Raw genomic sequence first — 15464 nt, 5'->3', positions numbered from 1 at the left:
CACCGACCAGACCAGCACGACCCGCAGCACCCCGGCGGCCCCGCGCCCGAGATGAACTTCTACACGCGCAAGTGGGTCCGTCCCGAGGACCTCAACGCGAACGGCACGCTCTTCGGCGGGAGCCTCCTCCGCTGGATCGACGAAGAGGCGGCGGTGTACGCGATCATCCAGCTCGGCAACGGCAAGGTCGTCACGAAGTACATGTCCGAGATCGTCTTCGTGTCGTCCGCGCGCGAGGGCGACATCGTCGAGATCGGCCTCGTCGCGACGCGCTTCGGCCGGACGTCGCTGACGATGCGCGCCGAGGCCCGGAACCTCTTCACGCACCGCAGCATCCTGACCATCGACGAGGTCGTCTTCGTGAACCTCGACGAGGACGGCAATCCGGCTCCGCACGGCTACACCGACATCACGTACGCCCGCGACCGCGTCCCCGCCGCCCACCGCTCCTGACGACGGCGCGCACCCGGACCGGACCCGGGTGCGCCGTACGACGGCGCACGACCAGCGGTCCTCGACGGGCACCTGACAGAATCGGTGTCATGCCCACGCCCCGCCTCGTCGCCTTCGACCTCGACGACACGCTCGCGCCGTCGAAGTCCCCGCTCGATCCGCGCATGCTCGAGACGTTCGCGTCCCTGCTCGCCGCCGTGCCCGTCGCGGTCATCTCGGGCGGGAACTTCCAGCAGTTCGAGCAGCAGCTCGTGCGCCCGCTCCGCGAGCGCGAGGGGCTCGTCCTCGACGACCTGCACCTGCTCCCGACCTGCGGCACGGCCTACTACCGCTGGTCCGGGTCCGACTGGGCCCTGCAGTACGCCGAGGACCTCACCGACGACGAGAAGGCCCGTGCCCTCGCCGCGGTCGAGGCGCAGGCCAAGGCCGCCGGCTACTGGGCGTCCGAGACCTGGGGCGAGATCCTCGAGGACCGTGGCTCGCAGATCACCTTCTCGGCGCTCGGGCAGTCCGCACCGGTCGACGTGAAGAAGCGCTGGGACCCGACCGGTGAGAAGAAGGACCACCTGCGTCGGCTCGTCCAGGCGGAGCTTCCCGACCTCGAGGTCCGTTCCGGTGGCTCGACCAGCGTCGACATCACCAGCAAGGGCATCGACAAGGCGTACGGCATGCGTCGCCTCGCCGAGCTGACGGGGATCCCGCTCGACGACATGCTCTTCGTCGGCGACCGCCTCGACCCCGAGGGCAACGACTACCCGGTGAAGGCCCTCGGCGTCCCCTGCCACGCGGTGGCGGGGTGGGAGGACACCGACGCGTTCCTCACGGACCTGATCCCCACCCTGCGCTGACGCGCGCGACGACGACGGACGGGAGGCCCGGTGCCAGCTGGCACCGGGCCTCCCGTCCGTCATGCGGTCACGTCAGGGGATGCTGCGGACCGCCTCGACGAACGCGCGGATGCGTGCGGCGTCCTTGACACCGCGCTCCGACTCGACGCCGCTCGACACGTCGACGCCGTCGGGGTCGAGCGCCTGCACCGCTGCGACGACGTTGGCGGGGGTCAGACCGCCAGCGAGGATCCAGGCCTCGTCGACCCGGCCCGCGAGCGTCGCCGGGTCGACCAGTGTCCCGCTGCCCGGCACCGCGGCGTCGAGCAGCAGCAGGTCGTGGTCGAACTCCGCGCGCTGCTCGGCGGTCTCGCGCAGGTAGTCGTCGGCGGCCACTGCGCGGATGGTGAAGAAGCCGGCGTCACGGGCGCGGGCGAAGTCGCTGACCGACTCGCGGCCGTGCAGCTGCAGGGTGGTGAGCCCGACCTCGGACGCGATGCCGACGACCTCGTCGATCGGCTGGTCACGGAAGACCCCGACCGCGTCGATGCCCTCGGGCAGCCGCTCGACGAGCTCCTTCGCCCGGTCGGCGGTCACGGTCCGGGGGCTGCCCGCCGCGAAGACGAACCCGACCGCGTCAGCACCGGCCTCGACGGCGGCGTCCACGGTCTCGGGCGTCGACAGGCCGCAGATCTTGATCCAGCGCTGCTCGCTCATGCACCCCATCCTGCCAGGGACGACGGCCGTCCGGACCCGCGCCCACGGTGACCGCGCAGCGCGACCGGCGGTCGACGGCGGTCGGTGCGACCGGTCGTCAGTGCAGGGTGCCCGCGACGTACGCGGCCATGCAGGCCGCCAGCACGCCGAACGTGGCGAACGACCCGACCAGCAGGTTCCGGCGGCGCCAGCGTCGGACCGCGCTGAAGGTGCCGCGCTTGGCGTGGCGGTGTGCAGCGCGGTGCAGCTTGTGGTCGCGCTTGTGCTTCGTGCGCTCCGGCCCGAGCGGCACCGGACCCGTGATCTGCGTCGACCCGCCGCGGAGCGCACTCGCCACCGCCACCGCCGTCGGACGCTTCGCGGGGTCGCGGTGCGTCATCTTGGTGAGCAGGTCCTTCCAGTCCGGACCGACTTCGTCGGGGACACGGGGATCGTTCCGGAGCCGTGCGAGCGCCGCCTCGATGAGCGTGCCCGAGTACTCCTGCTTGCCGGTGAGGGACTCGAGCAGCACCAGGCCGAGCGAGTAGACGTCGGTCGCGAAGCCGATCGGCTCACCGGCGACCTGCTCCGGGCTCAGGTACGCCGCGGTGCCGATGATCGTGCCGTCGTTCGTCAGGCGGGAGCCGTCGACGAAGTGCGCGACACCGAAGTCGGTCAGCTTGACGGAGCGAGCGAACCCGGAAGCACCCTCGTCGTTGATGAGGATGTTCGCCGGCTTGACGTCGCGGTGCACGATGCCGCGTGAGTGGACGTACGCCAGGGCGTCGGCGAGCTGCGCGCCGAGGTCGGCGACCTCGTAGTTGTGGAGTGCCCCGCCCGCGAGCCGTCGGAGGAGGGTCGTGTCGGCGATGAGCTCCATCACGATGAAGCGGTGCGGGCCGTCCTCGAACTCGTGGGTACCGGCGTCGTAGAGCGGCACGAGGCCCGGGTGCGACAGCATGCTGAGCAGGCGGATCTCGCGCTCCTGGCGGACCCGGTCGGCCGTCGTCATCGAGTCCGGTGTCGCGAAGAGCTTCACCGCGACGGCGCGGTAGGTGTGCTCGTCACGGGCTTCGTAGACCGATCCCATGCCCCCGGTGCCGATGAGCTTGACGAGGCGGTAGCGCGACGCGAGGACCGTGTCCGCTCGTGCGCTGTCGACCAGGGTCATGGTGCTCGTCAATCGTCGGGAGCCATCGGGACCGCGGCAGACGCCGACGAGTTGACTCCCCACCAACGGTACGCGTCCCACTTCGTTCCCGCTCGGGCGTTACGACATCGTGATGGGGGACAGATCCCCGTGTTTGCGCGGAAGCACGGGGGTAGCGTCCGGGGTCACGCAACCGCACGGACTACGCAAGGAGGACAGGATGGCGCTGTCGAAGGGCGACGAGGTGCACTGGAACACCTCGCAGGGCACGACCACCGGCAAGCTCGTCGAGCGGAAGACGAAGGACTTCACGTTCGACGGTCAGGACTTCAAGCCGACGGACGATGACCCGTACTGGATCGTCGAGTCGGAGAAGTCCGGCAAGAAGGCCGCGCACAAGGAGTCGGCCCTCACGAAGAAGTGACCCGTCAGTCGTTCGCGGGCGTCGCACGGCGGCGTCCGCGGGCGGCTCCGGCCCTGGCGCCGTCCTGCGTCGCCGCCCGCTGCTCCGCCCGGTCTGCGCGCACCCGGCGGATGCGCCGGACCACGAACGTGACGACCACGACCGCGATCGCGACGTAGAGCACCCGGTCGATCCACTCGGTGTACTGCTCGACCTTGTCGTACTGCGTGCCGAAGGCCGCGCCGAGCAGGACGAGTGCGCTGTTCCAGATGCCGCTGGCGATGATCGTGAAGACCGAGAACGGCACCAGGTGCATGCGGTCGGCTCCGGCGGGCAGCGAGATCAGGCTGCGCACGATGGGCACGAAGCGACCGAAGAACACGGCGCTCTTGCCGTGCCGGTGGAACCAGTCGGCGGCCTTGCGGAAGTCGTCCTCGTCGACGAGCGGCAGCCGACCCAGCAGCTTCACGGTCCGCTCGAACCCGATCACGGCACCGAGCCAGTAGAGCACGAGGGCTCCGAGGTAGGAGCCGAGCGTCGCGAGCAGCAGCACGAGCACGAGGTTCATCTGCCCCGCTCCGGCCAGGAAGCCCGCGAGCGGCAGGATGACCTCGGACGGGATCGGCGGGAAGACCGTCTCGACGAAGAGCATGAGCGCGACGCCCCACTCCCCCAGGGCGTCGATGAGCTGCAGCACGAAGCCCGACAGCCCGCCGAGGTCCTCGGTGCCCTCGGGTCGGGACCCCGCTGCGGTGGTGATCGCGGGCGGGGTCGGCGGCAGCGTGAGGGCGGTCGTCATGCCGCCAGTGTCCCTGAGCGTCCTGACAGATCGCGGTGCGCGCTGAGACGTGGGCGTCGCACGGCCCGACGGAGCGCAGGACCGCCCGGCACGACGACGGACGGGAGGCCCGTGGCGGATCCGCCACGAGCCTCCCGTCCGTCAGGTGGTGCCGACAGCTACGCCGCGGCCGGTGCGCGCTGGCCGACCGTCTCGCCGGCCACCGCTGCCTGCTCGGCGGCGGCGGACTCTGCCGCCGGCGACTTGCGCACCCACTTCTTCAGGCCGACCAGGACCAGCGCGGAGACGACCGTGCCCGCCAGGATCGCGACGATGAACATCAGGATGTCCCCGATGGCGAAGAAGACGAAGATGCCGCCGTGCGGGGCACGCGACGTCACGCCCGCCGCCATCGAGATCGCACCCGTGATCGCGGCGCCCACCATCGAGGCGGGGATGACGCGCAGCGGGTCGGCCGCGGCGAACGGGATCGCGCCCTCGGAGATGAACGACGCACCGAGCAGCCACGCGGCCTTGCCGTTCTCGCGCTCCGGCTTCGTGAAGCCCTTGCGGTACAGCACGGTCGAGGCGAGGGCCAGGGCCAGCGGCGGGACCATGCCGGCTGCCATCACAGCGGCCATGATCTCGAACGGCACGACGTTCGTCGCGGTGCCGGCACCGAGCCCGGCGACGGCGAAGGAGTAGGCGACCTTGTTGACCGGGCCACCGAGGTCGAACGCCATCATCAGGCCGAGGATGACACCGAGCAGGATCGCCGAGGCGCCGTTGAGCGAGTTGAGCCAGTTGGTGAGCTGCGTCATGAGCCACGCGATCGGGCCGCCGAGCACGAGGAGCATGAGGCCCGAGGCGATGATCGACGCGAAGAGCGGGATGATCACGACCGGCATGAGGCCACGGAGCCAGCGCCAGGTCGGGATGCGACCGATCCAGTACGCGGCGGCACCGGCGATGAGACCACCGACGAGCCCGCCGAGGAAGCCGGCGTTCATGAAGACGGCGATCGACCCCGCGACGAAGCCCGGCGCGATGCCCGGACGGTCGGCGATGGCGTAGGCGATGTACCCGGCCAGCGCGGCGACGAGGAACCCGAGGGACACCCCGCCGATCTGGAAGGCCGCTGCGCCGAGGTAGTAGTCGAGGCCCTCCGGCGGCAGGTTGAGCAGCGTGTAGTTCGTCAGCGTGTAGACGGCGTTGTTCTGGCCGGAGTCGCCGTGCGGCAGCGCGATCGCGTAGCCGGAGAGCAGGAAGCCGAGGGCGATGAGGAGACCGCCGCCCGCGACGAACGGGATCATGTAGGAGACACCGGTGAGCAGCCAGCGCTTGAGCGCCTGGCCGAAGTGCTCGTCGGCCTTGTTCGACTCGGTCGCGATCGCGGCACCGCCCTGCACGCGCGCGGCGTGCGGGTCGTCGGCTGCTCGGATGGCCTCGGCGATCATCGCGTCGGGCTCGTCGACACCGCGCTTGACCGGTCCGGACACCAGCGGCTTGCCGGCGAAGCGGTTGCGGTCGCGGACGTCGACGTCGACCGCGAACACGACGGCGTCGGCGCGGGCGATGAGCGCCGGGTCGAGCGGCTCGACCTGCGAGGAGCCCTGCGTCTCGACGTGCATCTCGGCACCGGCGCGCTCGGCGGCGGCGACGAGGGCATCGGCGGCCATGTAGGTGTGCGCGATGCCGGTCGGGCACGCGGTGACGCCGACGATGACCTTGCGGGCACCGGTCGCGCCGGCTCCGGCAGCGGCGCCCGGCGCGCTTGCCATCGCGGCGGTCGTGGCCGTCGTGGTCGTCGTCGTCCCGGAGGCGCTGCTCGCGCCCCCGACGCCGGCTGCGGCCACCTCGCCGCCCACCTCGCGCTGCACCAGGTCGACGACCTCCTGCGGGGTCGCGGCGGCGCGGAGTGCGGCGGTGAAGTCCTCGCGGATGAGCGCCCGGGCGAGGGTCGACAGGACGGTGAGGTGGTCCTTGTCGGCCCCCTCGGGCACGGCGATCATGAAGACGACGTCGGCGTCGCCGTCCGGCGCGCCGAACGGCACCTTCCGCGCCAGGCGCGAGAACGCCAGCGTCGGGCTCGACACCGAGGCCGACCGGGCGTGCGGGATCGCGATGCCGCCGGGCACACCGGTGCCGACGCTCGCCTCGCGCTTGATGGCGTCCTCGGCCAGGGTGGCGCCGTCGGCCGCGCGGCCGGTCGCGGCGACGCGGTCGGCGAGCACACGGATGACGTCGGACGACGTCGCGCCGAGGTCCTCGTCGAGGCCGACGAGCTCGGCGCTGATGAGGCGCTGCGTCGTGTCTGCGGACATGGGGTTGCTCCTTTGCAGTGGCGCCGTGGCGCGGGCAGTGCTGGTTCGTGGAGTGGTGGCGGGGGTGGTGCTGCGGGATCGGTCAGGCGATCGGCGCCGGGACCTGCGTCGTGTGCCGGGTCCGGACGGTCACGCTGCCGGGGTCGGTGTGGTCGAGGGCGGGCACGTCGCTGCCGGGCAGGGCCGCCGCGGCGGCTCCCGTGGCGACGGCCTGGGCGAGACGCTCGGCGGCCGTGGCCCCGGCGACCTCGGCGAGCAGGTAGCCCGCGAGGGACGAGTCACCCGCGCCGACCGTCGAGCGGGCGACGATGCGGGGTGCTGCGGCGACGTGGCTGCCCTCGCCGCAGACGAGCACGGCGCCCGCACTGCCCAGGGTGAGCAGGACGGTGTCGACGTGCTTGGCGCGCAGGCGGTGGGCAGCGGCGACGGCCGCCTCGAGGTCCTGCTCGTAGACCTCGGGGTCGCCGCCGACGACCTCGGCGAGCTCCTCGGCGTTCGGCTTGACCAGGTCGATCCGCTCCCCGGACTGCAGCAGCGCGGTGAAGGGGACGCCCGACGAGTCGACCGCGATGCGGACGGTGTCACCGTGCCGCGCACGCACCGCGCGGACGAGCACGGCGAGCGCGTCGTCGGGCAGGCCGGGCGGCAGGGACCCGGCGAGGACGACCCAGCGGGCGGCGGGACCGGTCGGGGTGGGGCCGGCAGCGTCGGCGACGAGCGCGGCAAGGTCGTCCATCCGTCCGGCAAGCGAGGGGCCGGGCTCGTTGAGCTTCGTCGTCGTGCCGGTCGGCTCGGTGACGGTGACGTTCGAGCGCAGCGGGGCCCCGATCGGCAGCGCGGCGGTCGGGATGCCCCGGGTCGCCAGGCCGAGGAGCACGGGGTCGAGCTCGTCGCCGGGCAGCACGGCGAGGGTGTCCCCGCCGCTCGCGACGACGACCCGGGAGACGTTGACGCCCTTGCCGCCGGGCTCGGCCGTGGTGCGGACGGCGCGCTGCACGGCACCGCGCTGCAGTTCGCCGCCGAGCTCGATCGTGCGGTCGAGGGACGGGTTGGGCGTCACGGTGACGATGCGGGTGCTGCTCATGCGACCACGACCTCCACGTCGGCGTCGGCGAGCGCGCCGGCGAGGTCCGCCGGGGGCTCCTGGTCGGTGACGAGGGTGTCGACCTCGTCGAGGCGGGCGAAGCGCATGAGCGCCTCGACGCCGTGCTTGGCGGCGTCCGCGAGGACGACGCTGCGACGGGCCGCGAGCACGTAGGCGCCCTTCACGGCGGCCTCGTACTCGTCGGGCGTGCTCAGGCCGAACCCGGCGGAGAGTCCGTTCGTGCCGACGAAGGCGATGTCCGGGCGGAGCGCACCGATCTGCTCGACGGTGGCCGTGCCGACCGCGGCGCTCGTCACCCCGCGCACCCGGCCGCCGAGCAGGTGCAGTTCGACGTGCCCGCTGTGCTGCAGGGTGGCGGCGATCGGTACCGAGTTCGTGACGACGGTCAGGGTCGCGCCCGGGGTCGCGGGCTCCCAGCGGGCCAGCTCGGCGGCGACGGCCGCGCAGGTGGTGCCGGCGTCGAGGGCGATCGAACCGGTGAAGGTCGACGGCACCAGGCGCATCGCGGCGCGGGCGATCGCCGTCTTCGCGGTGCCGTGCTGCCCCTCGCGCTCGGCGACGGAGAGCTCGACCACGCTGGAGCGGCCGACGGGCACCGCTCCCCCGTGCACACGGCGCAGGACCCCGGCGGTCTCGAGTGCGTCGAGGTCGCGGCGGACGGTCTCCGTCGTCACGTCGAAGTGTTCGGCGAGGTCGGCGACGGACACCCGCCCGGCCGACTGCAGCGTGGCGGCGATGGCGTCCTGCCGCTCGGTTGCGTACATGCCCGAACTCCTTCGTTCTCGTTGGTTCCAGGAACTGTACGTCCGAAAGTCACACGAACGCAACCGTTTCTTCCCGAAACCAACACGAACGAAGGAACGCCCGACCTGCCGGAGCAGATCGGGCGTTCCCGGGGCGGTCGAGCGGGCCGTCAGTCGTCGTACGGCACGCGGTCGCTCGAACCGATGCCGGCGCGCTGCCGGTACGACAGGTGCCCGCCCAGGTAGCCGCCGACACTGACGACACCCAGGCCGACGAGGCCGAGGGCCTTGCCCGCAGCGTGGTTGCCCTTCCGGCGCTGCCACCAGGAGAGTCCGAAGAACGTGATGCCGACCCAGTTCACGGCCTGGTGCACCCACCCGGTCCGGCGCTGCTCGATGGAGAGCTCGGACCAGTCGACGTACCCGGCGAGCGACGCGCCCCCGGCCGATGCGATCCCGACGCCGGTGAGGGTCTGCGCGGCACGTGCGTTCCCCTTCCCGCCGATGGCGTCGAGGACGGACGCCGAGATCCACGCGCCGAGGGGCACCTGCACCATGAGCGGGTGCAGCGGGTGTCCGAAGGGCACACCGTGCAGCAGCTGCCGCAGCGCCTTCGGCTTGGCGACGGCACGCACCGCACGGGTGTCGAGGTCGACGGCCTTGTCGAGCACGCTGGCGTGCTCGATGGAGTCGGTGAGGCGACGCAGGATCGGCAGCTCAGGCATGCCCTGGACCCTAGGCCTGGAGGCCCGGTGCCGGTTCCAGGAACCGGCACCGGGCCTCCAGTCGGTGCGTCCTGCGGCTCACACCGCGGCGAGCGCCGACGTCGGTGGGATGCGGGCCGCACGCGCCGCCGGGTAGATGCCGGACACCCCGCCGATGACCACGGTCGACCCGAGCCCGCCGACCACCGCCCACGGGGGTACCGCGACCGGGGCGCCGTTCACGATCGCGAACACCGTGGTGACCCCGATCCCGACCACGACGCCGACGACACCGCCGAGCAACGACAGGAGCAGCGACTCGACCAGGAACTGGTCGCGGATGTTCCGTCGCCTCGCCCCGAGCGCCCGACGCACCCCGACCTCGGCACGCCGTTCGAGCACGGTGATGACCATCGTGTTCGCAACGCCGATCCCGCCGACGAGCAGCGCGACCCCGCCGATCCCGACCAGGAGCCCGGTGAACGAGTCATCGGTCGCGTTCTTGGCGGCGAGCGCGTCCGACGGGTTCGTGACGCCGACCGTGCTCGGCTTGTCCGGGTGGATCGCCCGAGCCAGGACGTCCCGCGCCTCGGCGACCCGCTCGGGGTCGACGCGCGTGTAGACGGCCGACGGGTTCCCGGTGAAGCCGAGCCGTCGCGCGGTCCCGAGCGGGACGAAGACCTGGGAGTCGAGGTCGGGCGCGAGCTGCATCGGCTCGAGCACCCCGACGACCTGGATCCACCGCCCACCCGTCCACACACGGCTGTCGGGACGCACGTGGTCGATCCCGAGCGCCGCCGCAGCCTCGGAGCCGAGCACCACCTGGTCGACGGCGTCCGGTCGGGTGTCGAGCCAGCGTCCGGAGGCCGTACGACCACCGAGGACCGCGGGCACGTCGCCCCACGCCGCCATCGTGCCGAGCCCCTTCGTCTCGAGCGGTGACACGAAGGGGTTCCGGTAGACGTACCCCTGCTCCACCTTGCCGACCCCGGCCGCCGCGAGGACGTCGTCCTGCCGCTGGGCGGACGCGACCGCGGTCTCCGGCAGGGGCGGGGTCTCCCCGAACCCCTGTGCCTTCGTCGCGGTGAGCACGTTCGTGCCGAGGGCGTCGAGCACCTGGTCGAGCTTCGCCTTGCTCGACGACGAGATGCCGACGACCGCGATCATCGCGGCGATGCCGATCGCGATGCCGAGGGCGGAGAGCACGACCCGCGTCGGACGGGTCCGCAGACCGAACAGGCCGAGCCGCAGCAGATCGGCGGCGCCGACCGCGTTCCGGCGGATCACCGGCCCGATCCCCGGTCTGCGGTGCCGCCGGACGAGCCGTACGCGCCGACGAGCCCGGTGCCGTCGGCGCGGATCGTCTCGGCGAGCACCCGGGCGTCGGTCGGGACCCCCTGCGCGTCCTCCTGCACCGCGCCGTCCCGCATCCGGACCTGACGCGGGAGCGCAGCTGCGAGCTCGAGGTCGTGCGTGATGACGAGCACGGTGGTGCCGGCCGCGTTGAGTTCCCGCAGCAGCTCGAGCACCGCCGCACCCGATGCCGTGTCGAGCGCGCCGGTCGGTTCGTCGGCGAGCAGGATCGTCGGCTCCCCGACGATCGCCCGCGCGATGGCCACGCGCTGCTTCTCCCCGCCGGAGAGCTCGTGCGGGCGGTGGTCGACCCGGTGCCCGAGACCGACGCGCTCGAGGGCGGCCACGGCACGGCGCTGCCGTTCCCGTCGGGGGGTCCCGGTGTAGAGCAACCCGTCGGCGACGTTCTCGGTGGCGGTCGCCCCGGCCTGCAGGTGGAAGTGCTGGAAGACGAAGCCGATGTGCTCCGCCCGCTGCGCGGACAGGTCGTCGTCGCGCATCGCGTCGACGCGGTTCCCGGCGATCGTCAGGGTTCCCGAGGTCGGCCGGTCGAGCGTGCCGACGATGTTGAGCATCGTCGACTTGCCCGACCCGGAGGGGCCGACGACCGCGACGAGCTCGCCGGCACGGACGTCGAGCGAGACCCCGCGGAGCGCGTGCACGTCGCCGTGGGTCTTCACGACGTCGCGGAGCGCGACCACCGGGTCGGCTGGTACTCCACGGTCGGCGGCGCTCACGAGGGCACCACGACCCGGTCGCCCTCGTGCACGCCGCCCGTGACGGCGGCACGCCCGTCCGCGACGAAGCCCACGTCGACCCGTACCCGCTTCGTCGTCGATCCACGGACCACGTCGACGGCGTACTCGTCCTCGCGCGCCCCGGCGACGAGCGCCGCGACCGGCACCGTCATGACGTCCTCCTCGGTCCTGCCCGCCGCTGTGACCTGGGCCGATGCGGCAGTCGGCAGCTCCCGGTCGCCCTGCTCCAACGCGATGGTGACCAGGACCTGCGCAGGTCCGTCTCCCTCGTCGGGCGCCGGCGATGCGTCGACGACGTCACCGTGGATCGGGTCGCCCACGCCGTTCACCCGCACGCTGACCTCCGTGCCGACCGCCACCCGGTCGGCGTCCTGCTGCCGCACCGTGCTGGTCACGACCCGCTCGGTGCTCGTCACCTCGAGCACGTCGCCGTCTGCGCCAGCAGCGGGCTGTCCGAGTTGCCCGACGACGGAGTCCACGCGGACGTCGCCGTCGACGAAGGCGATGTCGTCCGCCGTCAACACGCCGGTCACGGTCCGCCCGCGGTCCCGCTGCCACTGCCGGACGGCCCTGAGGGTCCGCGGCCCGAAGACGTCGTCCTCGCCGACGGAGTACCCGAGCGCGGCGAGGTTGCTGTTCAGCTGAGCAACGTCGGTTCCCCGACGGCCGTACTCGAGCGACCGCCACAGCGGCACCGCGCCGTGCATCGAACGGACCTGGCGCTCGTCGACGGCGTAGAGCGGCTCGTCGCGGTGGATCACCTGACCGGGCGACGGCAGCCAGGTGAGGGTGCCGGTGGCGGCGCCGGGGAGGCCGACCGGTTGCCCGAACCCGAGCGTGCCGGCGAACACCTGCTGGTCCGTCAGTGTCTGCTTCGTCACCGGGGCCGTCGTCCTCCGCTCGTGCGTCGTCTCGGCCGACGCGGTGTCGTGGCCCGTGTCGAGCAGTGCCCAGGTGGCCCTGCCCGCGCCGAGCACGGCGACGAGGCAGACGCCCGCGACGACCGCCCGCCGGGTCGTCCACTTCGTGGTGGTCATGTCGTGCTCCTCCTGCCCGGTCCGTCCTGCCCCGCTCACCGGCCGGTCGTCCGGGTGCTCGGTGCGTGCTCGCGCAGGCACTCCTGGAACACCTCGTCGAACCGCGGTTCGGTGGCGCGGGGGTAGTCACCGGTGTTGATCGACCCGGGCTGCTGCTCCGGGAAGTCGTCGTAGCCGTTCTCACGGATGCACGACGCCACCGCGGCGTACTCGCGTTCCCACTGCTGGGCCTGCTGGTCGCTGGTGCCCTCGATGCCGAGCTGCTGCGAGCAGGTGCCGGCGCGTTCCTCCCAGGCCTCGGCATCGGCGCCCTCCGGGGAACGGACGACTCCGGAACGGACCTCGTCGTCGGAGGCGTCGGCGACCTCGAACCCGCCGGCACGCATGCAGGCGGACCACTTCGCTCCGATGCCCTGTGCGGTCGTCGGTGCGTCCGATGTCGTGTCCTGGGACGAGCAGGCGGCGAGGCCGAACGGGAGTGCGGCGACGACGAGCGCCGCGGCGAGGAGCCGTGTGGATCGAGATGTCGTGTTCATGTCGACCATGCTCGGCAACGGGGTGTTTCCGGAGGTGTGCCGGCCGCGTTGCACTGACGAAACAGCACCACCCGACAGCAGCGCCGAGGGGCCCGCCAGAGCCGTGCGCGAGCACGGCGAACGCCCCCTCCGGCTGACGGAGGGGGCGTTCGGGTCGGGAGGCCCGGTCGGGGCTTCCCGTTGCGACAGGCCGCAGCGGGCTCAGTGTCCGGACGGCGTCGGTCGGTGCTCGTCCATGCACGCCTCGACGCACTCCTGGTACCCGTGCGCGTCGATCGGCGTGTACTCGGCCTGCGCCTCGGGGTCGTCCGGGAAGTCGTCGAACCCGCCCTCCCGCACGCACTTCGCGAACGCGGGGCCGAGGTCCTGCACCTGCGCGCCGGAGGCAGCTCCGGCCGCCGCACTCCCCGGAGCGTCACCGGCGCACTCCTCGGAGTCTGCGAGGAACCGGTCCTGGTCGGCACCCTCGGGGATGGAGAACCCGCTGCCCGAATCGGACACTCGCTCATCGGACACGTCGTACCCCTTGTCGCGCAGGCAGGCGTCGATCGCGAGGCTCCGGTCCTTCGCGGACGTGGTGGCCTTCGCAGAGGTGGTCGCGCCCCCGGTCGGGCCGCTGGTACCGGAGGTGCCCCCGCTGGCGGAGCACCCGGCCAGCGTTCCGCCGACGACCAGCAGGGCGGCGGCGGCGAGGAGCGTGCGGTGGAGCGGACGGACGGTTGCGCTGGTGTCGTTCATGCGGCCCACTCCAGCGCCAGGGCTGTTTCGCCGGCGTCGGCCCGGACGTCACACCGACGGAACACCGGTGTCGACGACGACCTCCAGCCCACCCTCCGACAGGGGGCGGACGTCGAGGTCCCAGCCGTGCGCCCGGGTGATCGCGGCGACGATCGACAGCCCGAGCCCGCTGTGCCGGTCGGATCCCGGTCGGCCGCCCCGGCAGAACGGCTCGACGAACCGCTCCGCCGTGGCCGGCTCGACGATCTCGCCGCTGTTGCGCACCGAGAAGCGGTCGCCGTGCACCACCACCTCGACCCAGCCGCCCGGCCGGTTGTACTCGACCGCGTTCGCGACGAGGTTCCGGAGGAGCTGCCGCAGCAGGATCGGTTCCGCCGACACCGCGCCCCGACCGGGAGGCACGGTGTGCGTCCGGCAGGTGAGGTCCACCCCGAAGTCCGTCGCGGTGGCACCAGCCTCGTCGACGACCTCCTGCGCGAACGCCCCGACGTCGACCGCCTCCGTCCGGCCGTCCAGGCCGCGCTCCGCCTCGGCGAGCACGAGCAGGCTGTCCACGAGCCGTTCGGTCCGGCGGTTCTGCTCGAGGAGTTCCTGACGCGCCGCGACGACGTCCTCGGGCCCCGCGTCGTCGGGCAAGCCCACCTGCAGCGCCGCCCGCTGGACGGCGAGGGGCGTCCGCAACTCGTGCGACGCCTGGGCGACGAAGCGCCGCTGGCTCTCGAATGCCGCCTCGAGCCGGTCGAGCAGGTCGTCGATCGTCCGGGCCAGGCGGCGCAGCTCGTCGTCCGGACCGCCGAGGGCGATGCGCTCGTGCAGCGTCGACGCGGAGATGTTCCGGGTGATCGCGGTGATCCGGTCGACCGGGCGGAGGACCCGGCGGCTGAGGAACCACCCGACGCACCCGGCGAGCATCCCGGCCGCCGCGACCCCGACGGCGGCCCACTGCCACTGTGTCTGCGTCGCGAGCCGGACGACCGCTGCTCCGCCGTCGCCAGTGGGTGCGAGCGGCTCCGCGACGGCGCCCGCGGACTCGTCGGGTCGCAGCGCCACGGCTGCGTCGTGGTACTCCGCGGACAGCGTCCCCACGGAGCCGCTCGTCACCAGGACGAGGACCGCCGCGGTGATGACCATGGACGCCGTGGCGAAGGTCACGGTCGTCCGCGCCCGGACCGACCAGGACCGCGTCACAGCGCGTAGCCCTGCCCCGGCACGGTCCGGATCGGGTCCGGCTCGCCGAGCTTCTTGCGGAGCTTCGACATCGTCACCCGGACGACAGCCGTGAACGGGTCGATGTTCATGTCCCAGACCTTCTCGAGGAACTCCTCGGCCGGGACGATCCGACCGTCGGCGCGGAGCAGGACCTCGAGCACGCCGAACTCCTTGGCCGTGAGGTCGAGGGGGCGCCCGTCACGGGTGGCCATCCGACGGTTGGAGTCGAGCAGCAGGTCGTCGTGCTCGAGCACGGGCGCGACGGCGACCGTGCTCCGCCGCCCGAGCGCCCGGACCCGCGCGACCAGCTCCGGGAACTCGAACGGCTTCGCCAGGTAGTCGTCGGCGCCGAGCTCGAGCCCGTGGACCCGGTCGCTCAGGGCCGTGGCTGCGGTGAGCATGAGGATGCGCGTGGCGGCGGAACGTGCGGTCAGCCGGCGCGCCACCTCGTCACCGTGCACGCCCGGGAGGTCACGGTCGAGCACGACGACGTCGTAGTCGTTGACGGCGAGCAGTTCGTCCGCCTCGTCGCCGCGGTGTGTGACGTCGACCGCCATGCCCTGCCGGGTCAGCCCTCGGGCGACGAGGTCGGCCAGGGCTGCTTCGTCGTCTGCTACCAGGACACGCATGCCAGTATTCCACATGCGGTA

At 72.6% G+C, this 15464-nt stretch carries 17 protein-coding genes; 3 read left to right on the top strand and 14 right to left on the bottom strand.

Annotation, left to right across the window (positions count from 1 at the left end; all coding sequences use genetic code 11):
• Window positions 1-51 precede the first annotated feature (51 nt).
• A complete protein-coding gene (locus DEJ22_RS02240; protein WP_111226951.1) occupies window positions 52-453 on the top strand; it encodes an acyl-CoA thioesterase in 402 nt (133 codons plus the stop codon).
• Window positions 454-542: 89 nt separating this feature from the next.
• Window positions 543-1301, top strand: a complete 759-nt coding sequence (locus tag DEJ22_RS02235; RefSeq protein ID WP_111226771.1) for an HAD-IIB family hydrolase — start codon at window positions 543-545, stop codon at window positions 1299-1301.
• 72 nt (window positions 1302-1373) lie between these two features.
• On the opposite strand, the gene DEJ22_RS02230 is transcribed toward DEJ22_RS02235, so the two are convergent.
• A complete protein-coding gene (locus DEJ22_RS02230) occupies window positions 1374-1997 on the bottom strand; it encodes a phosphoribosylanthranilate isomerase (RefSeq protein WP_111226772.1) in 624 nt (207 codons plus the stop codon).
• Between the two features lie 97 nt (window positions 1998-2094).
• Entirely contained in the window at window positions 2095-3147 is a 1053-nt protein-coding gene (locus tag DEJ22_RS02225) for a serine/threonine-protein kinase (RefSeq protein ID WP_111226773.1), read from the bottom strand.
• A 199-nt stretch (window positions 3148-3346) separates the two neighbouring features.
• Between DEJ22_RS02225 and DEJ22_RS02220 the strand changes: the two genes are divergently transcribed.
• Window positions 3347-3550 (top strand): hypervirulence associated TUDOR domain-containing protein, encoded by a 204-nt coding sequence (locus DEJ22_RS02220; RefSeq protein WP_111226774.1) that lies wholly within the window; start codon window positions 3347-3349, stop codon window positions 3548-3550.
• 4 nt (window positions 3551-3554) lie between these two features.
• Here DEJ22_RS02220 and DEJ22_RS02215 read toward each other — a convergent pair whose 3' ends face one another.
• From DEJ22_RS02215 to DEJ22_RS02160, 12 genes are all read right to left on the bottom strand, one after another.
• On the bottom strand, window positions 3555-4328 hold the full coding sequence (locus tag DEJ22_RS02215; protein ID WP_258379594.1) for a DedA family protein: 774 nt from the start codon (window positions 4326-4328) through the stop codon (window positions 3555-3557).
• 158 nt (window positions 4329-4486) lie between these two features.
• A complete protein-coding gene (locus tag DEJ22_RS02210; RefSeq protein WP_111226775.1) occupies window positions 4487-6631 on the bottom strand; it encodes a PTS fructose transporter subunit IIABC in 2145 nt (714 codons plus the stop codon).
• An 82-nt stretch (window positions 6632-6713) separates the two neighbouring features.
• Entirely contained in the window at window positions 6714-7715 is a 1002-nt protein-coding gene (locus tag DEJ22_RS02205; protein ID WP_111226776.1) for a 1-phosphofructokinase family hexose kinase, read from the bottom strand.
• Window positions 7712-8500 (bottom strand): DeoR/GlpR family DNA-binding transcription regulator, encoded by a 789-nt coding sequence (locus DEJ22_RS02200; RefSeq protein ID WP_111226777.1) that lies wholly within the window; start codon window positions 8498-8500, stop codon window positions 7712-7714. Before DEJ22_RS02200 ends, DEJ22_RS02205 begins: the two co-directional genes overlap by 4 nt.
• Window positions 8501-8649: 149 nt before the next feature.
• Window positions 8650-9204 carry a DUF2231 domain-containing protein gene (locus DEJ22_RS02195; protein ID WP_111226778.1) on the bottom strand — a complete coding sequence of 185 codons (555 nt, stop codon included), beginning with the start codon at window positions 9202-9204 and terminating at the stop codon, window positions 8650-8652.
• 78 nt (window positions 9205-9282) lie between these two features.
• Window positions 9283-10470, bottom strand: a complete 1188-nt coding sequence (locus DEJ22_RS02190; RefSeq protein ID WP_258379595.1) for an ABC transporter permease — start codon at window positions 10468-10470, stop codon at window positions 9283-9285.
• Window positions 10467-11237 (bottom strand): ABC transporter ATP-binding protein, encoded by a 771-nt coding sequence (locus tag DEJ22_RS02185; RefSeq protein ID WP_111226779.1) that lies wholly within the window; start codon window positions 11235-11237, stop codon window positions 10467-10469. The genes DEJ22_RS02190 and DEJ22_RS02185 overlap by 4 nt, the downstream gene beginning before the upstream one ends.
• A gap of 32 nt (window positions 11238-11269) precedes the next feature.
• Window positions 11270-12331: a peptidoglycan-binding protein gene (locus tag DEJ22_RS02180; RefSeq protein WP_146241724.1), complete on the bottom strand. Its 1062-nt coding sequence runs from the start codon at window positions 12329-12331 to the stop codon at window positions 11270-11272.
• A 35-nt stretch (window positions 12332-12366) separates the two neighbouring features.
• Window positions 12367-12867, bottom strand: a complete 501-nt coding sequence (locus DEJ22_RS02175) for a hypothetical protein (protein WP_146241725.1) — start codon at window positions 12865-12867, stop codon at window positions 12367-12369.
• Window positions 12868-13068: 201 nt separating this feature from the next.
• Entirely contained in the window at window positions 13069-13605 is a 537-nt protein-coding gene (locus DEJ22_RS02170; protein ID WP_111226782.1) for a hypothetical protein, read from the bottom strand.
• 48 nt (window positions 13606-13653) lie between these two features.
• The gene (locus DEJ22_RS02165) at window positions 13654-14757 is read right to left on the bottom strand and encodes a sensor histidine kinase (protein ID WP_146241726.1); all 1104 of its coding nucleotides are present in this window, start codon (window positions 14755-14757) and stop codon (window positions 13654-13656) included.
• Between the two features lie 32 nt (window positions 14758-14789).
• Entirely contained in the window at window positions 14790-15443 is a 654-nt protein-coding gene (locus DEJ22_RS02160) for a response regulator transcription factor (protein WP_111226784.1), read from the bottom strand.
• Between the last annotated feature and the right edge of the window lie 21 nt (window positions 15444-15464).

This window comes from Curtobacterium sp. MCSS17_007 (assembly GCF_003234175.2).
GTDB lineage: Bacteria > Actinomycetota > Actinomycetes > Actinomycetales > Microbacteriaceae > Curtobacterium.
The sequence above is the reverse complement of the archived record's forward strand: the minus strand, read 5'-3'. Positions and strand labels throughout refer to the sequence as shown.